This is a genomic window from Bradyrhizobium sp. SZCCHNR1017 (genome assembly GCF_032381375.1).
Classification (GTDB): Bacteria; Pseudomonadota; Alphaproteobacteria; order Rhizobiales; family Xanthobacteraceae; genus Bradyrhizobium.
The window spans coordinates 343,353-364,417 of record NZ_JAUHIR010000001.1 but is presented as its reverse complement, the minus strand read 5'-3'; the positions used below and the strand labels follow the sequence as shown (position 1 = coordinate 364,417).

Here is a 21,065-nt window from a genome sequence, read left to right as displayed (position 1 = left end):
ATGACGATCAGCGCGCCGCAAGAGACTGCGCAAGCCGAGGAAACGCCGACAGCTCCACCACGCGCGCGCATGGCGTTCGTGGTGCTGGGTCTCTGCTTTGCGCTCTCGGTGGTCGGCCGCGGGCTGGGGGAAAGCTTCACCGTCTTTCTCAAGCCGATCTCCGACAGCTTCGGCTGGGACCGTTCCGAGGTCGTCTCGATCTATTCGCTGACGGCGCTCGCCGGCGGCCTCGCCGCACCGCTGATCGGGCGGCTGTTCGATCACTCCGGACCACGCGCCGTCTATGCGCTCGGCCTCCTGCTGCTTGGTTCCGCCTTCACGGCCGCGGCGCACGCGCGGGCGCTGTGGCAGTTCCAGATCAGCATCGGCCTGTGCGTCGGCATCGGCATCGCGCTGATCGGCAACGTCCCCAACTCGATCCTGCTGGGCCGCTGGTTCGGCAAGAAGCTGCCGACCGCGATGGCGGTGATCTATTCCGCCACCGGCGCCGGCGTGCTGATCCTGCTACCGGGCTCGCAACTGCTGATCGACGCGATCGGGTGGCGCAGCACATATCAGGCGTTCGGCGCCGCTACCTTCATCCTGCTGGTGCCGCTGGCGCTGCTGCCCTGGCGGCTGTTTGCCGCCGGCGCGCCCCACATCACCAGGCCCGTCGCCGACGAGTTCGCCGACGATGCCTGGACCTTGTCGCGAGCGCTGCGCCATCACGCCTTCTGGGCGTTGTTCTCGACCTTCTTCTTCACCGCCGTTGGCATGTATGCGATCGCGCCGCAGGTCGTCGCCTATCTGATCGATGCCGGCTTTGCGCCGCTGCAGGCCGCCACCGCCTGGGGCTTCTCGGGCGTGGTGCTGCTGTTTGGCATGCTCGGCGTCTCGGCCCTCGACGGGCTGATCGGCCGGCGGCCGTCGGTGCTGTTCTCCTACGCCGTATCGATCGCAGGAATCCTGATGCTGTGGGCGCTGCAATTCTCGCCGAACATCTTCCTGCTCACCGGCTTCGTCGTCTGCTTCGGCAGCATGATCGGCTCGCGCGGGCCGCTCCTGTCGGCGACCGCGATGAAGATCTTCCGCGGCAGGCGGCTTGGGACCATCTACGGCACGATCACGATCGGCAGCGGGCTCGGATCGGCACTGGGATCATGGAGCGGCGGCGTCATCCACGATCTCACCCACGGCTATGATGCCGTCATTCTGCTCGCGCTCGTGAGCGTCGTCATCGGCATGATCCCGTTCCTGGTCGTTCCGGCCCTTCGCACCTAGTCGGCCCGCGGTCCAAGTACGATGTGCTTGCGCGCTCCGATAGCCGCCCGTCCACATAGTGGACGGCGCACAACAACCACGCGTTCATGATTAGTAAGCAGCTTGATGATAGTTGTTTCGGCAAGGACGCGCCGTCGAAAGCGCGCGCCATACCGACGGGATCGTCCGCGCCCTGGCCGATGGCGCCAAGCAGATCGAGCACGTCGCCGAGCTGATCTCGAGCATCGCGGGCCAGACCAACCTGCTGGCGCTCAACGCCACGATCGAGGCCGCGCACGCCGGCGAAGCCGGGCGCGGCTTTGCCGTGGTCGCGGCGGAGGTGAAGAGTCTGGCCAGCCAGACCGGCACAGGCCACGCAGGAGATCGGCGACCGCATCGCCCGGATCCAGAACGCGACGCGGGAAGCGGTCGGCGCGCTCGACGCCATCACCCTGACCATCGAGGAGGTGTCCGCGATCGCGGCCACGATCGGATCGGCGATCGAGGAACAGGGAACGGCCACCGCGGAGATCGCGCGCAACGTCACCCAGACCGCGCAGGCCACCCGCGAGGTCACCGCCAACATCGGCGGCGTCTCGACGGCGGCCAATGAGACCGGGAGTGCCGGCCACGTGCTGATCGCGGGCGGCAACCTCTCCAAGCAGGCCGAGCAGCTCTCCCGCGAGGTCGACACCTTCCTTGCTGGCCTCAGAGCGGCCTGAACCGCATCGATCGGGTCTGTTGACGTCGCCGAACGCCGGCGGCCGGCAGCGTCAATTGTTCGGCGGCAGCTCCGCCGGCGGGTATGGCTGCTTGCCGGTGTTGAAGTCCATGATCTTGCGCGTCACGCCCGGCAGCATGGCCGAGATCGGGTTGATGCGCACCACAGGCTGGCTTGGCGTGCCCACAACCTCATAGGTCACGCCGAACAGACCTTCATTGCTGCCGCCGAGGAACAGCCCGACGATCGGGATCTGGTTGAACATGTTGTTCAGCCCGTACAGCGGCACGATCGTGCCCGAAGCCCGGACCTGGTTGACGTTGTAGTCGATGCTGCCCTCGATGGTCAGGCCGAGCGTCGGTCCCTTGACGACGCCGTCGCGGATCGAGAGCAGCCCGTTCTGCCGCGTGAACTCCGCGCGCAGCATGGTGAAGGCGATGCCTTGCGAGGCGCCCTGTGCTGCGCCGGAGGCGGCGCGATCCAGCGCCTGCTCACCCCTGACGGTGAAGTTGCGAACGATCGCCAGGCCTTCCTTGGGGCTGGAGTCGGCCGTCGGCGGCTCCATCGCCAGTTCCAGCTCGCCGCCAGCCATCTTGGAATAGGTGTCGGCGAAGCGCAGCAGCGCGCCGGCATCGTTGGTTACGAGATAGATCACCTCGCGGCCCTGGCGACGCGCGCGAGGGTCGGCGCTCGGCGCCTCGCGGCCGACGCGGATGTCGGCGGTGACGGGCGTGTCGCGGCCGACCTTGCCGGTCAAATTGAAGCTCTTGAAGGCGCCGCCGCGCCTGGAGAACTTGAGGTCGACGCTGCGCAGCGCCTCGCCGTTGAAGCCGGCGACGGCGCCGAGCTTGACCTCGGCGTCGAAGTCGAGGTTGGAGCGTGCCTTGTTCTTGTCGGCGTCCTTGTTGGTGCCCGAGATCGCCGACTTCAGGAAGCCGCGGCCGTCGAACACGTCGCCGCGCATCGACAGCTTCAGCACGCCGTCCTGGCCGCGCTCGGCCTTGAGCTGCGTCTTGTCGCCTTCCGACGGCGAATAGGTCGGGAAGTTGGCGTTCATCAGGTCGCCGTTCTGGTCGACTTCCAGCGAGCCCTTGATGGAGACACCGCCGCCTTCGATGTTGATGTCCTCGAAGCGTGTCGACTGCTGCTTGGCGACCACGTTGAAGGTGGCCTTGCTCGCCTTGCCCGGATTCTTCACCCAGCCCGGCAGCAGGTTGTCGAGCTTGAGCTGGGTCAGATCGGCCTCGACGCCGAGCCGGCTGTCGCGATCGGCGGAGCCCGCGATCTTGCCGTTGAGCTTGAGCGGCACGTTGCCGGTGATCGCGGTGCCCAGATCCATGCCGAGCCGGGCCCGGCTGGCATCGTCGAGGATCGCCTGCATCTTGATGTCGGCGTCGCCTTCCGTCGGCTTGCGATAGTCGAGCGTGGCCGGCTGGCCGTTGATCTTGACGTCGCCCTTCACCTGATAGCCGGCGGTGTTGGCCACGATCTTGAGCGTGTTGGCCTCGAGCTTCTGGTTCATCACCAGCTTGTCGGCGGCAAAGCCATTGAGATCGGCCGTGACCGCGTAGCTGGTGTCGGCCTTGGTCAGTTCGCCCTTGACCGGCATCGCGAGATTGACGCTGGCCTGGAACGTTCCCTTGGTCTGGTTGGGATCGATCGGCATCGACGACAGATCGTTGAGCCGGTCGGAGGCGAGGATCTCGGCGGCAGCGGCGACCTGCCCTTCGACGCGCATGCGTACCCGCGACGGCGACGGCTTCGGCGCCATGTCCGGTACTTCGAACACGACGTCGGAGAAGTTGAGCTTGCGCCCGGCCGGCGTATCCGCGACGCCCTGCCCGATCGTCACCGTCGCGGTGCGGCCGGTGACATGCGCCTTCACGTCGGCATCGCGCACCGACGGCAAGCCGTCGACCGGATGCACGGTGACATTGGTGGCGACGATGTTGACGTCGAGACCATCGTCGGGAATCGGCGGCCCCTTGCGCGGCAGGTTGCGCGTCGGCGAATTGACGGCGACGTCGATCCGCTGCACCGAGCCGCGCTCGATGCGCTCGATGATCCAGGCCCGCACCTCCGGCACGATCAGCGCCGGCCAGATCCGTTTCATCGCCAGCGCGGGCATCGGCGTCGCCGCGAAGCCGAGCTTCAGCCGCGGCTCGCCGGCATAGTCGACGCTGCCGGTGCCGGCGACGCCGATCTCGCCATTGGAGACCTCCGCCTGCGTCAGCAGCACGCGCTTGCCCTCGGTGTCGAAGCGGAAGTTGATCGAGATGCGGTTGAAGATCAGCGGTGGCTCGTTTTCGATGGCGCCGAGCAGAATGGTGCCGCCGTTGAGACCCAGCCGCCAGTCGTTTGCGGTGTCGTTCGGAGGCTCGAGATTGGCGTTGAGCGTGATGCGGTTGGCGCCCGAGATCACCTTCAACGGCGCGATCAGCACGCGGCGCCCGGCGTCCCATTCCATGCTGATCTCGGCGGAGTCGATCGCCATCGGATAGTCGGGCGTATCGGTGTCGATGATCTTGCCGGCGCCGATGTTGATCTTGCCGCGCAGATAGGTCGGCAGCCCGTCGCGCGCGAGCTCGCCCTTGATCTCGCCGGTCATGGGCAGGTCCGCCATGTAGGTGAGATCCTTGAGCCGCATCGCCAGCAGGATGTTGCTGGTGGAGACCTTGTCGGCCTTGATGTCCACCGTGCGCACGCCGTTGGCCTGGGGCCCGACCAGGATGCGCAGCTGCCACGGCTTGGCGCCCTCTTCGCCGAGGCTCAGCGCCACCCCGCCGCCGGACGGCCGGCGCAGGCTGAGGCTGATGTTCTCGAACGTCCATTTGTTGCCACGCTGCTGGTCGTCGACGATCAGCACGCCGTTCTTCAACCCGATCTCGTTCAGGTTCTGGCCATCGAGCCCGGTGAGGCTGAGGCTGTCGAGCCAGTCCAGGCCGGCAAGCAGGCCGTTCGGCGCAGCGGTCGCGGGCACAGTCGACATGGCCGGCGGTGCTGGCTGCGAGCCGGCCTGCGGTCCCGGTGCGTTGGGCGGTGGCGCGGCCTGTCCCGGTCGCGGGAATGTCGGCGGCAGGCCGGCATCGCGCTTGGAGGCGACGCCCGTTGCCAGCGGCTTGGTGGTCTCCCCCGTCGACACCGTGACGGTGCCGTCCGGGGTGATGCGAATCGCGAGCTCGGCGTCGACCAGCTTGAGGCTCTCGGCACGCAGCTGGCCCATCAGCAGCGCGGCGCCGGACAGCCGCACCTCGGCCTTGGGCGCGCTGGCGACGATGGCGTGATCCTGATCGCGCACGATGATGTCGCGGATCCGGACCGCGATCCTGATCCGGCCGGCACGCTCGATCTGGGTGCCGCCGACCTCGACGGTGTTGCCGTGGCCGATATTGTCCTCGATCGCCGCCGCGAGCCACGGCGTCGCCAGATCGAGGCTGATCGGGCCCGCACCGAGCCGCAGCCACAGGCCGGCGAAGCCGAGCCCGACGAGCAGCATGAGCGATGCCAGCGTGATGACGATCCGCTTGGCCACGCGGCCGCCCGGCAGACGCGGACGCGCCCAGCCGAATCGACCGGTGCTCCCGCCCGAATCGGGCCGCGACAACAGGCGCCGGGCGCGCTGCCCGACCGTCTCGTCGTGCTCGGCGGCAGCCTCATACTGGTCGGCCACATCCCAGTCGGCCTCATCCCACTGCTGGCCCTGGGTGTCCGCTTGCAGATGGGGCCGGTGGGGTGATGTCTGTCTTGCCATTGCCTCTCGGTGCCGGCCCCTCGTGTCCGAAACATTCGTGCCAACCTGGCCTCGGCCAGGTTGGTCGCCGGTGTGGCCCCGCCCGTTCACGCAGCGCGCGTGCTCACTGCCGGCAGGACTCGATGCCCCAAATGATCCCGTCACGCTTCGGCGGGTGCTGTCAACACGCCGCTGGCGCTTCGCCGGCGGCGCGGACGACGCGCGACATCCTCGTCACTATCCCCCGCCGCCGTCAGGTTTGCCCACCTGCTCGCGCCAGCGGACCGGCGCCTCTCCACCGCCGGACGAATTCTGTGGCGGGGACGTCTGATCCGGAGACGGTACGAGAGTCGTCATTGCACTGTGCTCAACTGCGCTGGTGCTCACGCCTGCTGGTAGCCATGATCTTCGCTTCATCGCAAGAGGCGCGATCCCCTGCGCGCCGCGAAGCACGGATTCCAGATCGATCCCGGGACACCGGACAAGAACCGAGATACTTTCATTTTTGAGCCGCCGAAAGCGACGAAAGGAAGGCGTATGTCAAAGGAATCACAAAAGAAATCCTCCAACCCGGCGTCCTACGGGGCGATTGACGGGAACCGGCTCGCCACCGCGGCCAAGAAGGCCACCAAGAAGACGGCCAAACCGGCAGTGGCGAAAGCCGCCAAGACGACCTCTACCAAGACGACCTCCGCAAAGACCACGACGTCCAAAGCCGCGACCACCAAAACGGGAGCTGCGAAGGCCGGGCCCACCAGGACGCCAGCCACCACTGGAACGGGCCTCACCGAGGGCGTCAAGGCACCCGCGTTCAAGCTGCCGCGCGATGGCGGCGGAACCGTTTCGCTGGCCGACTACGGCGGCCAGAAGCTCGTGCTGTTCTTCTATCCCAAGGCCAATACGCCCGGCTGCACCAAGGAGGCGATCGACTTCACCCGCCTGTCGAAGGACTTCGCTGCCGCCGGCGCCGCAGTGCTCGGCGTCTCCGCCGATTCGGTCAAGGCGCAGGACAATTTCCGCGACAAGCACGATCTCGCCGTGCCCCTGATCTCGGACGAGACACATGAGATGCTGGAGGCCTACGGCGCCTGGGGCGAGAAGTCGCTCTATGGCCGCAAGTTTCTCGGCATCATCCGAAGCACCGTCTTGATCGGCGCCGACGGCCGCGTCGCCAAAGTGTGGCGCAACGTCAAGGTCGACGGCCATGCCGACGCGGTGCTCGCGGCGGCGCGCGCGCTCTGAGAATGCGCCTGACGGCGTTGGCGGAAAATTAACCATGCAGGGGTCAAATCGCTCCCGTAAATGACGCCGCTGGAACGACGATCTCCGGCCGGCGCGGGAGTGCCGATGTCGTATCGTTCCGGCCATCACGCCGAATATCCCCAGCACCATTCTCATGACCGTGGGCACGCCCATCACCATCGGCGCGCCCCCGTCAGCCATCCGGCGCCGGTCGCGGCCGCGTCGCAGAGCGACTACACGCTGGTGCATGCCGGCAAGCAGGTGCGCATCGGCCCGGTGGTATTCTGGATCGTGGTCGGCACCGTCAGCCTGCTCGGGCTGTGGTCGGCGGCGACCGCGACCTATTTCGCGTTTCGCGACGACGTGCTGACGCGGCTGATCGCGCGCCAGGCCGAGATGCAATACGCCTATGAGGACCGCATCGCCGAGCTACGCGCCAAGGTCGATCGCGCCACCAGCCGGCAATTGCTCGACCAGGAGCAATTCGACCAGAAGCTCGACCAGATCCTGAAGCGCCAGAGCGCGCTTGAAGGCCGCGCCACCGCGCTCGGCAGCATGCCCGACATCACCGGCTCGATCCGCGCCCCGGCGCGCGCGCCTGTCGCGATCGAGCCGCCGTCGGCGCCAGCCACGCCCAAGCCGTCGCCGATCAGCGACACCGTGATCTTCACCGCGCCGCCGGACCGCGAGGCCCGGCTCGAATCGCGCAGCCCCGTGATGGCCAACGCGCAGCCGAACCCATCGACCAAGCTCGCCGGCGTCGACAACGTGCTGACGCGGCTGACGCGCTCGCTCGACCAGGTCGAGGCGCGGCAGATCGCGATGCTGTCCTCGGCCGAGGAGACGCTGGAATCGAAGCTGCGCCGGATGCGCGGCGTCATCACCGATCTCGGCCTCGACATGGGTCAGCTCGAAGCCGCGGCACCGAAGGGCGGCATGGGCGGCCCGTTCGTGCCGGTCAAGCTCGGCGCCGAATCCGGTCCGTTCGAGCGCCAGCTCTACCGCATCAGCATCACCCGCGCCCAGGTCGAGAAGATGAACCGCACGCTGTCGCTGGTGCCTTATCGCAAGCCGGTGATCGGCGAGGTCGAGTTCACCTCCGGCTTCGGCGTGCGCTCCGATCCGTTCCTCGGCCGCCCAGCCATGCACACCGGCCTCGACTTCCGCGCCGCCACCGGCGATCCGGTCCGCGTCACCGCCAACGGCAAGGTGGTCAACGCCGGCTGGGCCGGCGGCTACGGCCGCATGGTCGAGGTTGATCACGGCAACGGCCTCTCCACCCGCTACGGCCATCTCTCCGAGATCAACGTCAAGATCGGCCAGCATGTGAAGATCGGCGACATCATCGGCGAGGTCGGCTCGACCGGCCGCTCGACCGGCCCGCATCTGCACTACGAGACCCGCATCGACGGCGAAGCCGTCGACCCGCAGAAATTCCTGCGCGCCGGCGTCCGGCTGAGCGCGGGCTAGGTCAATCAGCTCACATCAAGTTGGTGCGGTGCAGCGTCCCGCGCGGGCGCTCCACAGCCGGGCCTATCGCCTGGCCGGGAGCATGAAGACCTGGCCCGGATAGATCAGATCGGGACTTCGGATCTGCTCCCGGTTTGCCTTGTAGATGACCGCGTAGCGCGTGCCGCCCCCAAGCAGGCGGCGGCTGATGTGCCACAAGCTATCGCCGCGGGCGACCGTGACCGTCGTCATCTTCGGCTCGCCTCTGGCAGAGGGCACGATCGCCTCACGCGGGTTGCCTGCAGCCGCGACCAGCGTGGACTGAGCGGCCGCGCGTGCCTTGGCCGTCTCGGCCCCCGCAACAACCGAGGACAGCGATGCAGTCGTCGCGTCGTCGGGCAGGCTCAACGGGACCTCGGCGCGCGCCTGGACGGAGCCGGATGCCGGATCGACCTCGTCGAGCCTGATCCGGTCTTTGCCCGCCCGGCTGACGTCCTTGCCGATCGCGATGCTGAGACGTCCGTCGGCACCCGCCACCGTCGATGAGATCAGGCGATCGTTCAAATAAAGCCTCACCGTCGCGCCCGGACGCGCCCGGCCGTTGACGCGCAGGACGCCATTCGTCTCGTGATCCACCGCGTCCACCGCCGGCGCCTGCGGGATCGCGCCGGCCGGCTTCGACAGAACGCGCGTCGGCTCATCCGGCGACAGCAGAGCCACCGTGGCCTGCTGCCGCCCGGCCTCGACGTTCACCGCCACGCTCTGCTTCGACGTCACCTCGTGTCCGTCGGCGAGCTTCGATCGCAGGGTCAGATCGTAGGTTCCGGCAGGGAGACGGGGCGGCACCATGGCGAACTGTCCGGCCCGGTCCGCAACGACGCGGTCATGAACCTCGCCGTTGCGCAGCAGCTCCACGGTGGCGCCGGGCGCTGCGCGCCCGGCGACGACGGCGTCACCCGAAGGAGCGACGTTGACGACATCGAACGCCGGACCATCGCTTTCGGCGCCCGACTGTGGAACCAGCGGGCCCAGCGCGTCGGCAAGACCACTCGCCTGCTGCTGCATCGTCGCAAGCGGGCTCGCGCCGCGACCATGGTCCGCGGCGGACGGCGCTTGCTCGGCGGTCGGAACCGATGCGGACTGCCCCGGCGCTTCGGCCGCCGGGATTGCCGCTCCGCTCGCGGCCGTTTTGTCCCGCCCGATGATCGGGACGTCACGGACCAGGGCGGGATCGAACACGACGACCAGCGCTGCCGCCAGGACAATGAGGGCCGCGACCCCAAGAATGATCCGGATCACCGGCTTGCCGCTCATGATCATGCCTCGGTCCATTGCTGGTCGCGTCGATCGCGCGTGTGTCGAGCCATACCATCCGGTCCGGCGAAACACCATTGCAGCCGGGCGGGCACGACACCGGACAATTCCGGGATACCGGCCGCCGAGGCCGCCCATGGCTGGCCCGGCCGCGCCCGGACCCGACCGGCTCACGCCGCGCCGAGCGCATCGACAAAGCGCGACAAATCTTCCCACAACTCGCCCGGCTCCAGCGCCGCCTCGTCCTGCGAGACGCCGATGCTGAGCCGCACCAGCACATCCTTGAGCGCCTTGCGCAAGGCCAGATCCCTCACCGTGATCGCGCCGAGCAGCAGGTCGGAATGGTCGCCGACCGCGGGCACGAGACAACATCCGGTCATTTGCGCGACGCGCGTGCCCTGCTCCGGCCTTCGGACGCAATCTGCGCCGCGCATTCGGCGAACACCTGGCGCAGGAATTTGTGGCTGGGGTCCTGATCCCTGAACGAGGGCCAGATCATGGACTCGTTCAGGCGCGGAATCTCGAACGGGAAGCCGACGAACTTCACGGGATAATGCAGCGCCAGATCCTGCGCGAGCAGCCGATGCAGTGTCGCGATCCGGTCCGTCCCGCACAACATCCTGGGCAGGAGGCAGTAGGAATCGACCGTACAGGCAATCTTTCGCGGCCGGCCGGCGCGCGGGAAGAACAATTCCTCGAACGAGAAGGTGCCGGCTTCGCCGAGGCGGACGTTGACGTGATCGGCCGCGAAATAATCGTCCTCGGACAGCTTGCCACGCCGCAACGGCCGCTCCCGGCACATCATGCAGACATGATCGTCCGACAGCAGATGCGTCTGCGGATGCGCTATCCGTGATGCATACTGCTCGGGCAATATCAGCAGGTCGATGTCGCCGAGCCCGAACACCTGCTCGACATGCTTGGGCAGATGCGCGATCTCGAGCTGGAATCCGCTCGCGCGCTGCGCGAGCGCGATCGCCACTCGCGACACCAGCACATAGGTCGCGTAGTCGGATGCACAGATTCGGAACGTGCGGCTGATCGTCGAGGGATCGAAGTCCGGCCTCGTGCTGATCGCGGCGCGCGCACGAACGAGCGTGTCCTTGACCGGCTCGACCAGCGCCTGGGCGAGCGGCGTCAGCTCGAACTGCCGTCCGACCTGGGTCAACAACTCGTCCTCGAAGAACTCGCGCAGACGCGCCAGCGCGGCGCTGGTCGCGGATTGACCGAGCCGGAGGCGATCCGCAGCCCGCGTGACGTTGCGCTCGTCGAGCAGCGCGTCGAGCGCCACCAGCAGATTGAGATCGAACCTGTCCAGCCGCATCGCAGCGCGCTCCCTTCCCCTGGACTTGTCACTTGGTATCGATCGTATCGATGACGATGCGCAATTCAATCGATTTTGCCGGATCACGGGTTCGACCTAGCGTGTGCTCGGACCAGCGTCGGCAGAGGGCGCGAAAGCCCGGGCCAAGGGGCCCCCGCGACTGGTCCGTTCACGGGGAGGGAAACATGAGCCGATCGAGCTCGGGTGGAGTCGTGCTCGCCACGTGCCACGTAGCCGGCATGCTGGACCTGGTGGCGCTGCCGGTCTGGGTCGGAACGTTCATCGAATTCTACGGTCTGTCGCCGGCGCAGGCGGGTGCGACCGTCACCAGCTTCCTGGCGGGCATCGTGCTCGCGAGCCTGGTGACCGCGCGATCGTTCACGCGGCTCGACGCGCGCAGCATCGTGGTCGGCGGCTTCGTCGTGGCCGCTGCGGCGTTCGGCTATCTCGCGGGCAGGCCGCCAGAGCTGGTGCCATTCTGGGTCCTGCCGGTCATCCACGCCATCGCGGGCCTCGCAGCCGGTGCCGCCTTGTCGATGACGCACGGCACGATGGGCCGTACCGACAATCCGCACCGCCTGTTCGGCCTCGCCAATGTCGCGCTCGCCGTCTTCAGCGTCGCCTTCTTCGCCACCGTGCCGGCCCTGATCCATGCGATCAGCCCGCGCCTGCTGTTCGCGGTGTTCGCAGCCAGCATGGCGGTCGCGGCGCTCCTGGCCTCTCTCGGCTTCCCGCGCTCCGTCGCCGCCGCCGAGACCGGCGGTGAGATGCTGCACGCGATGCCCGGCCGAGCCTGGCTGATCATCGCCGTCGTGATCTGCCTCGCCTTCAACCAGTCGCTCGTTTTCTCCTTCCTGGAGCGCATCGGCCGTCACAAGGGGCTGTCGCAGGACGACGTCACCAAGGTGCTGATCGCCGTCGGCTTCATCAACCTGCTTCCCGGCGCGCTGGCGGCGGCCCTGCAACGACGCCTGTCGCCGATCGCGATCGGCATTGCCGGCCCGCTGCTGCAGGCCATGCTGGCTTTCGTGATCGTCAATGCCCAGGGCTTCTCGACCTACGCGGCCTTTGCGATCCCCTACGTCTCGATCGTGATCTTCACCCACACGTTCCTGTTCGGACTGCTGTCGCAGATCGACCCGAGCCGGCGCGCAGTCGCGGCGACACCGGCGATGATGATGATCGGATCGGCCGCGGGACCCGCCGTCGCCGGCGCGATCGTGGAGAGCCTGGGCTACGGCGGCCTGAGCTACGTGGCCGGAACGATATCCACGCTCGCCGTCGTCCTGATGCTGACCTTCAAGGCACGCACCGCCGCATCACCGGCAATGCTGCGCTCCGCCTGAGCCCCCTGCCCCCAAGGAGAGTCCCATGAACAAGCACGTCACGCAGCACAACGGCCTGGAGTTTCCGCAGGATATCGTGTTCTCCGGCTATGCCGCTCCGGTACGGATCGAGGGCGAGGTGCACGACCTCGAGGTGATCGGCCGCATTCCGGCGGGGCTGGAAGGCGTCTACTACCGCAACAGCGCCGACCACACCTACCCGCCCCTGCTGGGCAAGGACATCTTCCTCAACGGCGACGGCATGGTGCACATGGTCCGCATCCAGAACGGTCATGCCGATCTGGCGATGCGCTACGTCCGCACCCGCAAGTTCCTGATCGAGCGGCAGGCGCGCAAGGCGCTGTTCGGCGCCTATCGCAATCCGTTCACCGATTCACCCGAGGTGGCGGGCGAGGATGCCAACACCGCCAACACCTCGGTGATGTGGCACCATGGCAAGCTCTATGCCCTGAAGGAATCCGGCCGCCCCTACGAGCTCGATCCGGTCACGCTGGAGACCCGTGGCGAGACCGATTTCGGCGGCCAGCTCCGGAGCCGCACCTTCACCGCCCATCCCAAGATGGACCCGCTCACCGGCGAGTGCATCGCGTTCGCCTATAATTGCGAGGGCACGGCCAGCAATGACATCGAGCTCTACACCATCGCGCCGGACGGCGAGTTCACCCGCACCGAGCGCTTTACCGCGCCCTACTGCTCGATGGTCCACGACTTCCTGGTATCACGCAACTACATCGCCTTCGTGATCTGCCCGATGGTCTGCGACTGGGATCGCGTCAGGAAGGGCGAGCCCTATTGGCATTGGGACAGCCACAGGCAGACCCATGTCGCCGTGATCCCGCGCTGGCAGGGCGTGGCCGGCATCCGCTGGTTCACCGCGCCGAAGCTCGCGATGCAGACCCACACCTTCAACGCCTGGGAGCACGGCAGCCGCCTGGTGCTCGACCAGTTCGTCACGGAGTCCGGCTGGCTCAGCCAGTTCCCGGACATCCGCGATCCCGAGGCCAAGGAGCTGCCGCCCTTCGGCGAACGTTGGACGATCGATCTGTCGAGTGCATCTGGCGCCATCGACATCTCGCGCTTCATCGGACACATCGGCGAGATGCCGGTCATCGACCAGCGCTTCGCGATGGCCCGCGTCCGGCACTTCTGGTTCGGCACCAACAATCCCAAGCTCGGCCCGATGCTGCCCTTCGGCCCCAAGGGACCGCCCTTCACCTGCCTCGGACATTTCGACGAGGAGACAGGCAAGCTCGACTTCTACTACGCCGGCCCCGAGAGCTCGCCCGAGGAGCCATGCTTCGTTCCCCGCAGCGCGCACGCAGCCGAGGGCGACGGCTGGCTGCTCAGCATCGTCGGACGGCGGGCGGAGAACCGCACCGATCTCGTCATCCTCGACGCACGCAATCTGTCGGCCGGCCCCATTGCGACAATCCGCTTCCCGTGCCGGGTGCACGAGGGTTTCCACGGCATCTGGGTGCACGCCGACGTCCTTTAACGCATCCGGCCACCGGAGGCGCCAGCCGCGGATCCGCCAGCGCCTCGCGCTGAACGACAAACACTCCAATGACAAAGAGCCTCGCAGCAGGCCTGTCACAACCGGGGAAACACCATGATACGTCTGTACGGCTCGATGCACTCGCGCGCGCATCGCTGCGCCTGGATGCTGAAGGAGCTCGCGCTCGACTTCGAGCACGTTCCGACCGGCTTCACCGACGGCAGCACCCACACGCCGGACTTCCTGAAGATCAATCCCAACGGACGCGTGCCCACGTTCGTCTCCGACGAGATCCGCCTGTTCGAGTCGCTCGCGATCAACCTTCATTTGGCGCGCCGCTACCGCAGCGACCTTTCTCCGGCCACCCTGGAAGAAGACGCGCTCGTCACCCAGTGGAGCTTCTGGGTCGTGACCGAGATCGAGAAGCCCCTGCTTCTCGCCGCAGCCAATCGCGTCCTGTTCGATGCCGACAAGCGCGATGCCGACGAGCTCGGGATCGCGCTCACCAAGCTCGGCCGTCCGCTGGCGGTCCTCGATCGGCATCTCACCGAGAGGCCCTATCTCGTCAGCGGCCGCTTCACCGTGGCCGACCTGAATGTCGCCGCCGTCATGACGCTGGCCCGGCTCGGCACGCTCGACATGTCACCATGGCCCCATGTCGACCGCTGGCTCGATCGCTGCCTGGAACGGCCGGCCGCTGCGGACTGGAAGACGATCAGTTTCCGCGTTCCGCGGCCCGAGAACCCTCTCGGCATCCTCGCGATGTTCGTCTGAGGCACTATCGCAGATTGAATGAGGAACCGCACATCATGCTGATGCTCGCCGACGCAGTGATCATCATCGACGCCGCGCTGCGCGAAGCGCGTGCGAAGAACCTCGCGCCGCTCGCGGTCGCCGTGCTCGATCCAGGCGGACACCTGATCGCCTATCAGCGCGAGGACGGCGCCGGCATCGTCCGCTTCGACATCGCCTTCGGCAAGGCCTTCGGCTCGCTCGGCATGGGCTTCGGATCACGCGAGCTGAGCCGTCGCGCCGGCAACATGCCGACATTCTTCACGATGCTATCAGCCACGACCGGCGGCCGCCTCGTCGCCTCGCCCGGCGGCGTCCTGGTGCTCGGACCGGACAGGCAGGTGCTCGGCGCCGTCGGCATCTCCGGCGATCTCGGCGACAATGACGAAGCCTGCGCGATCGCCGGCATCGCCGCGGCGGGCTTTCGAACGGAAGGGCCGCCCGGCGCGTGAACCGGTGAAGAACGGCCAAGCGGACCGCCGAAACGGTCCACGCGGCTGATCATCGCTTGGCCGGGAGCACGAAGACGTGGCCGGCCCCACCGCGGGTGGGCGCCATCATTCGGCTGAAGGGGAGGATCACGCCAAGCAGCAACTCCCTCATCCGAATTCTCCCACGCGATTTTGTTATTTCTTTTTTCCAGAAATCATGTATGATCCCCCCATCCTGCCCTCTCTGCGAGGGGCGTACGCGTCGTCACGGACGTTGGGGCGGGATGCGGTGGACGCGGGCTGCGATGCACGACGGGCATGGCGGTCGCGGACGATGAAGTCGCGTGGTCCTGGCGCCCCGATGCTGGCGCCAAGTTCGTGCCGGTGCAGATGCGCTGGCGCGGATGACGGGGGCAAGAAAGCCGGTCCCCGGGGAGATCGCGTATAAGTTGTTAAAACCATCGCGCAGGGAATGCCGGTTACGGCTTTGCCTGTGGTACCTGCCGCCTGCATTCTTCTCGCAGGCGGGCCATGGGTGAGGCCTTCACCCGGCATTCCCTGCACCCTCGCGTCGAGGGGGCGCTGCCGAAAACCCCGGGTGCACCGCGCCGCGGGAGCTCTTTCTGCACGCTGAATCACATACTTGCGCGCGAGAGCGAGCATTCCATACAAATTGCAACCTTTATGAGCAGTGCGTAGTCGTACGGTGCCTAGGTTTTACGCAACTTTTAAGGAGTCGGCGCCTTCTAGGCGGTGATCTGAAACTCTGCATCCAGTGTCCGCATGCAGGTGGGACAATTTGGAGTCATACCGTGCGCAAAAATCTGCCTGTCACCCACAACGAATACCCGATCACCGACGAGACGCTGATCGTCTCGCGCACCGATCTGAAGGGCAAGCTGACCTACTTCAACGACCAGTTCGTCGATGCCGCCGGCTTCACCCCCGACGAGCTGATGGGCCAGCCGCACAACATCATCCGCCACCCCGACATGCCGGAGGCCGCATTCGCCAATCTCTGGGACACGCTGAAGCAAGGCAAGCCGTGGGCCGGCGCCGTCAAGAACCGCCGCAAGAACGGTGACTTCTACTGGGTACTGGCGAGCGCATCCCCCATCCGCGAGAACGGCCGGATCACGGGCTACACCTCCATCCGCACCAAGCTGCCGGCCGAGCAGCGCGCCGAGGCCGAGAAGGTCTACGGGCTGTTGAATCAGAACAAGGCGCAGGGCTACGCGATCAGCGCGGGCGTCATCCGCCGCCGCTCGGTGTTCGACCGCCTGTCGCTCTTCACGGGTACGCTCAGGGCGCGCCTGACGACCTTGGCCGCGGTGCTGGGCGTGTTCATGCTGATCATCGGCGCGGCCGGCCTGCTGTCGACCCGCTCCACCAACGTCGCCATGAAGTCGCTGTACGAGGATCGCACGATCCCGCTGGCGCAATTGCTCGAGATCAACGATCGCACCTTGCAGAACATGTCGTCGCAACAGTCTGCGGCGGCGAACGGCAAGGCCGGAAAACCGATCGACGGCATCAGGGCGCTGGTGGACGGAAACAGCGCCAGGATCACCAAGGTCTGGGCCGACTACATGGCGAGCTACCTGACGCCGGAGGAGAAGATCGTCGCCGATGCCTTCGCGATCAAGCGCAAGGCCTATCTGGAGGAAGGCATCAGGCCGGGATTGGCTCTGCTCGAGCAGGGCAAGTTCGACGAGGCGAGCCAGCATATCGCCACCAAGGGGCATGATCTGTTCGAGGCCGCCAAGCACGAGCTCGACAAGCTTGTTCAGATCCAGGTGAAGGAAGGCAAGGCGCTCTACGAGGAGGCCGAGAGACAATATCTGGTGGTGCTCGCGATCATTTCTGTGATGATCCTGGCCGGTATCGGAATCGGCGCTACGTTCAGCCTGCAGAGCATCCGCGCGGTGCTGCGGCCGCTCAAGGTGCTCAACGACGCCATGCAGAACATCACCGCCGGCAAGCTCGACAACCGCATTCCGGTGGAGCGCGACGACGAGCTCGGCGAGGCGCTGCGCAACCTGCAGACCGTGCAGGCGATCGTCCGTTTCAACAGCGAGGAAGTGAAGGCCGTGCAGCACTCGGCCGAGGTCAAGCGCAAGGCCGGAATGAACAAGCTCGCCAGCGAATTCGAAAGCGCGATCGGCGGCATCGTGCAGACGGTGTCCTCGGCCTCGTCGCAGCTCGAGACGTCCGCCGGCACGCTGACCTCGACCGCGACGCGCTCGCAGGAGCTCGCCACCACCGTGGCCGCCGCGTCCGAGCAGGCCGCGACGAACGTGCAGTCGGTCGCCTCGGCCACCGAGGAACTGACCTCGTCGGTGACCGAGATCAGCCGCCAGGTGCAGGAATCGGCGCGCATCGCCAACGGCGCCGTCGATCAGGCGCGCACCACCAACGACCGCGTCAACGAGCTCTCGAAGGCTGCCGCGAGGATCGGCGACGTGGTCGAGCTGATCAACACCATCGCCGGCCAGACCAACCTGCTGGCGCTGAACGCCACCATCGAGGCGGCGCGCGCCGGCGATGCCGGCCGCGGCTTCGCCGTGGTCGCGTCCGAGGTCAAGGCGCTCGCCGAGCAGACCTCGAAGGCCACCGGTGAGATCGCCCAGCAGATCTCGGGCATCCAGGCGGCGACACAGGAATCGGTGTCGGCGATCCGGGAGATCAGCACGACGATCGAGCGGCTGTCGGAAATCTCCTCGACCATCGCCGCCGCCGTCGAGCAGCAGGGCGCGGCGACGCAGGAGATCTCGCGCAACATCCAGGAAGCGTCGCGCGGCACCGCCGAGGTCAATGCCAACATCGTCGACGTCCAGCGCGGCGCCTCGCAGACCGGCTCTGCTTCGGGCAACGTGCTGTCGGCGGCGCAGTCGCTGTCGCAGGAGAGCGACCGGCTGCGGCAGGAGGTCGACCGATTCCTCGGCAACGTGCGGGCGGCCTGAGCCGCCCCGCGCTCACCGCCCGGTCAGCCGGATCGGGCGGCCCTGACTGATGAAGGCGTAATGGCCGGCGCCGATGCCGCCGACCATCAGCGCCTCGACGACGGGCTCGGCAATCTCACCGGTCGCGGCCCAGTCGATGACGAAGTTGGCGCCGGTGCCGCCGCGGGTGTCCTTGATGGGCACGAAGATCTCGACGGTCGCGAACGGCCTCAAGGCGACGGGCTCGCGCAGATGCGCCTCCACCAGCGTGCCGGCCGTATCGTAGTAGTTGATGCGCCGGACGATCAGCGGCCGCTGCTCGGAGGCGTTGTGGATGCTCAGCGTCACCGAGAAATCGGCCTGGACCCGGCCCGGGGTCATCGCGACGCTGGAATAGACGGGGACATAGACGGCGCCCGTGACCGTGACGGGCTCCGCCGGAACGGGCGTCAGCGAGCTCGCGAAAGCGGTGGTCACGTCGTCGGCGGCCCGCGCCGCGCCGGCCGCAACAGCCGCGATGAGCAGCAGCGCGAATGCGCCGGTCCGGATGTGACAGATTGCGGGTTTCCTTGCGCGGCGGCGCGACATAAGTTGCCGCCCCGGGGGTTGCTTCATGCATGAACTGATCGGCGACATCACGCTCTGCATCCTGTTTGCGTGGGTGCTTGGACTGGCGGCGCACAGATGGCGCCAGCCCTCGATTCTCGCTTATCTGGTCGCGGGCTTCGCCATTGGCCCCTTCGGCACCGGCTGGGTCAAGTCCCAGGAGTCGATTTCGGTGATCTCCGAGCTCGGCCTGATCTTCATGCTGTTCATGATCGGGCTCGAGATCGACCTCAAGAAGATCATCCGTGCCGGCCCGGTGATTCTGATCGCCGGTGGGGTCCAACTGCTCGGGGGTGCCGCGCTCGGCATCCTGTTCTTCGTCGCGATCGGCATGCGGATGGGCGCCGAGAGCTACGACGCACTCTATCTCTGCGTCGCCTGCGCGCTGTCCTCGACCGTCATCATCGTCAAGGTGCTGTACGAGAAGCGCGAGCTCGACACCCTGCCCGGCCGCATCACGCTCGGCGTGCTCGTGCTGCAGGACGTGTTCGCCATCCTGTTCCTGGCGGTGCAGCCGAGCCTCGACGACCTCCATGTCAGCGTGATCCTGCTGTCGTTCGCCCGGGCCGGCACGCTGGTCGCGATCGCCCTCCTCCTCAGCCGCTACGTCTTGCCGCCGGTGTTCCATCGCATCGCGCGTACCCCGGAGCTGATCCTGCTCGGCGCGCTGGCCTGGTGCTTCCTGATCGGCGAGATCGCAGAAAGGCTGCACCTGTCGCGCGAGATGGGCTCGCTGGTCGCGGGCGTCTCGCTGTCGACCTTCCCCTACGCGCTCGACGTCACCGCCAAGGTCACGACGTTGCGCGATTTCTTCATCACGCTGTTCTTCGTCGCGCTCGGCATGACGATCCCGATCCCGACGATGTCCGTGGTGGGGCTGGCGCTGGTGATCGCGTTGTTCACGGTGGCGAGCCGGCTGCTCACGACGTTCACACCGCTCTACATGATGCGGCAGGGCCTGCGTGCCAGCCTGCTGCCGGCGCTCAACCTCGCCCAGATCAGCGAATTCTCGCTGGTGGTGATCCAGACCGGCGCCGCCGCCGGGCACCTCAAGAACGGCACGTCGAGCGCAGCGTCCTTTGCTTTCGTGCTGCTCGCCGTGCTCTCGACCTTCGTCATCGTACGCTCCGATCCGATCGCGCGGCGAAGCATCCCGCTGCTCAAGCGGATCGGTCTGCGCGACCTCGATGCAAGCAAGGATGGCGAGGCCGGCCATGAGGGCGGACACGGCGCCGGACGGCCGATCGTTCTCCTCGGATTCTTCCGCACGGCAAGCGCGCTGCTCAGCGAGATCGAGCGCAACGAGCCAGCGCTGCTGGAGCAGATCGGCGTGGTCGATTTCAACCCGGTCGTCTTCCGAACCTTGTCCGATCGCGGCATCCAGGTGACCTATGGCGACATCAGCAACGTCGACACGCTGATTCATGCGGGGGTGGGCCAGGCCGAGCTGATCATCCTGAGCATCCCGGATTCGCTGCTCAAGGGTGCCAATAACGAAAAGCTGGTGCGCCATGTCCGCAGCATCAATGCAACGGCCAAGATCATCGCGACCGCCGACCTGCTCGCCGACGTCAACGACCTCTACGCTGCCGGCGCCGACTACGTGACCGTGCCGCGGCTCAGCGATGCGCAGGTGCTGCTCAACCTGATCCAGGACGTCAGCGCCGGGCTCCTCTCCGAGCGCCGCAGCCAGGCGGAGACGATGCTCGCCGACCGCCGCGAGGTGCTGCCATGAGCCTGGCACGCATCCATCTCCCACAGAACCTGCGATCCTGCTGGACTTGAATCATGGCAAACACGAGCGTTCACGTCGTCGATCACCCGCTGGTCCAGCACAAGCTCTCCTTGATGCGCGAGCGTGACCGCTCGACCAAGGGCTTCCGTGAGCTGTTGAACGAGATCGGCATGCTGCTGGCCTACGAGGTCACGCGCGACCTGCCGCTCGAGCTGGTCGACATCAAAACGCCGATCGCGCCGATGAAGGCGCCGAAGATCGCCGGCAAGAAGCTGACGCTTGCGCCAATCCTGCGCGCCGGCGTCGGCTTCCTCGACGGCATGCTGGCGCTGATGCCGTCCGCGCGCATCGCCCACATCGGGCTCTACCGCGATCCCAACACGCTGCAGGCCGTCGAGTATTACTTCAAGGCGCCGCAGGACCTGAGCGACCGCACGGTGATCCTGATGGACCCGATGCTCGCGACCGGCAACTCCGCCTGCGCGGCTGCCGAGCTGCTCAAGACGCGCGGCGCCCGCGACATCCGTTTCGTCTGCCTGCTGGCGGCACCGGAAGGCATCGCCAAGTTCGAGAAGGAGCATCCGGACATCCCGATCTGGACCGCGGCGATCGACGAGAAGCTGAATGACCACGCCTACATCGTGCCCGGTCTGGGCGATGCCGGCGATCGGATGTTCGGCACGAAGTGATCGTGCGCGT

The 21,065-nt window shown here is 66.9% G+C and carries 15 protein-coding genes and 1 pseudogene; 11 read left to right on the top strand and 5 right to left on the bottom strand.

Annotated elements, in window-relative coordinates; genetic code table 11:
• The gene (locus QW863_RS01765; RefSeq protein ID WP_315712162.1) at positions 1–1,260 is read left to right on the top strand and encodes an MFS transporter; all 1,260 of its coding nucleotides are present in this window, start codon (positions 1–3) and stop codon (positions 1,258–1,260) included.
• Between the two features lie 124 nt (positions 1,261–1,384).
• A pseudogene (locus tag QW863_RS01760) lies at positions 1,385–1,961 on the top strand (methyl-accepting chemotaxis protein); the annotation flags it as partial.
• 51 nt (positions 1,962–2,012) lie between these two features.
• Here QW863_RS01760 and QW863_RS01755 read toward each other — a convergent pair.
• Positions 2,013–5,711, bottom strand: coding sequence for a DUF3971 domain-containing protein (locus tag QW863_RS01755; protein ID WP_315712163.1), 3,699 nt, complete (start codon positions 5,709–5,711; stop codon positions 2,013–2,015).
• A 516-nt stretch (positions 5,712–6,227) separates the two neighbouring features.
• On the opposite strand from QW863_RS01755, the gene QW863_RS01750 reads away from it, so the two are divergent.
• Both QW863_RS01750 and QW863_RS01745 read left to right on the top strand, forming a co-directional pair.
• Complete coding sequence (locus QW863_RS01750; RefSeq protein ID WP_315712164.1) at positions 6,228–6,932, top strand: peroxiredoxin; 705 nt, start codon at positions 6,228–6,230, stop codon at positions 6,930–6,932.
• 105 nt (positions 6,933–7,037) lie between these two features.
• On the top strand, positions 7,038–8,402 hold the full coding sequence (locus tag QW863_RS01745) for a M23 family metallopeptidase (RefSeq protein ID WP_315712165.1): 1,365 nt from the start codon (positions 7,038–7,040) through the stop codon (positions 8,400–8,402).
• 63 nt (positions 8,403–8,465) lie between these two features.
• Here QW863_RS01745 and QW863_RS01740 read toward each other — a convergent pair whose 3' ends face one another.
• From QW863_RS01740 to QW863_RS01730, 3 genes are all read right to left on the bottom strand, one after another.
• Positions 8,466–9,701: a LysM peptidoglycan-binding domain-containing protein gene (locus QW863_RS01740; protein ID WP_315712166.1), complete on the bottom strand. Its 1,236-nt coding sequence runs from the start codon at positions 9,699–9,701 to the stop codon at positions 8,466–8,468.
• Between the two features lie 164 nt (positions 9,702–9,865).
• Positions 9,866–10,057, bottom strand: coding sequence for a hypothetical protein (locus QW863_RS01735; protein ID WP_315712167.1), 192 nt, complete (start codon positions 10,055–10,057; stop codon positions 9,866–9,868).
• A gap of 14 nt (positions 10,058–10,071) precedes the next feature.
• Positions 10,072–11,019 (bottom strand): LysR family transcriptional regulator, encoded by a 948-nt coding sequence (locus QW863_RS01730; RefSeq protein ID WP_315712168.1) that lies wholly within the window; start codon positions 11,017–11,019, stop codon positions 10,072–10,074.
• 185 nt (positions 11,020–11,204) lie between these two features.
• Between QW863_RS01730 and QW863_RS01725 the strand changes: the two genes are divergently transcribed.
• The 5 genes from QW863_RS01725 (at position 11,205) to QW863_RS01705 (ending at position 18,046) form a co-directional block, all read left to right on the top strand.
• Positions 11,205–12,365, top strand: a complete 1,161-nt coding sequence (locus QW863_RS01725) for an MFS transporter (RefSeq protein ID WP_315712169.1) — start codon at positions 11,205–11,207, stop codon at positions 12,363–12,365.
• 25 nt (positions 12,366–12,390) lie between these two features.
• Positions 12,391–13,860 (top strand): carotenoid oxygenase family protein, encoded by a 1,470-nt coding sequence (locus tag QW863_RS01720; protein WP_315712171.1) that lies wholly within the window; start codon positions 12,391–12,393, stop codon positions 13,858–13,860.
• Between the two features lie 114 nt (positions 13,861–13,974).
• On the top strand, positions 13,975–14,634 hold the full coding sequence (locus QW863_RS01715; RefSeq protein WP_315712173.1) for a glutathione S-transferase family protein: 660 nt from the start codon (positions 13,975–13,977) through the stop codon (positions 14,632–14,634).
• Positions 14,635–14,669: 35 nt separating this feature from the next.
• Entirely contained in the window at positions 14,670–15,104 is a 435-nt protein-coding gene (locus QW863_RS01710) for a GlcG/HbpS family heme-binding protein (RefSeq protein ID WP_315712174.1), read from the top strand.
• A 791-nt stretch (positions 15,105–15,895) separates the two neighbouring features.
• Positions 15,896–18,046 carry a methyl-accepting chemotaxis protein gene (locus tag QW863_RS01705; protein WP_315712176.1) on the top strand — a complete coding sequence of 717 codons (2,151 nt, stop codon included), beginning with the start codon at positions 15,896–15,898 and terminating at the stop codon, positions 18,044–18,046.
• Positions 18,047–18,058: 12 nt separating this feature from the next.
• Here the strand turns inward: QW863_RS01705 and QW863_RS01700 are convergent, their stop codons facing one another.
• Positions 18,059–18,613 (bottom strand): DUF3124 domain-containing protein, encoded by a 555-nt coding sequence (locus QW863_RS01700; protein WP_315712178.1) that lies wholly within the window; start codon positions 18,611–18,613, stop codon positions 18,059–18,061.
• Between the two features lie 25 nt (positions 18,614–18,638).
• Between QW863_RS01700 and QW863_RS01695 the strand changes: the two genes are divergently transcribed.
• Entirely contained in the window at positions 18,639–20,366 is a 1,728-nt protein-coding gene (locus QW863_RS01695) for a cation:proton antiporter (protein WP_315712180.1), read from the top strand.
• A 53-nt stretch (positions 20,367–20,419) separates the two neighbouring features.
• On the top strand, positions 20,420–21,055 hold the full coding sequence (upp, locus tag QW863_RS01690) for a uracil phosphoribosyltransferase (protein WP_315712182.1): 636 nt from the start codon (positions 20,420–20,422) through the stop codon (positions 21,053–21,055).
• The last annotated feature ends 10 nt before the right edge of the window (positions 21,056–21,065 follow it).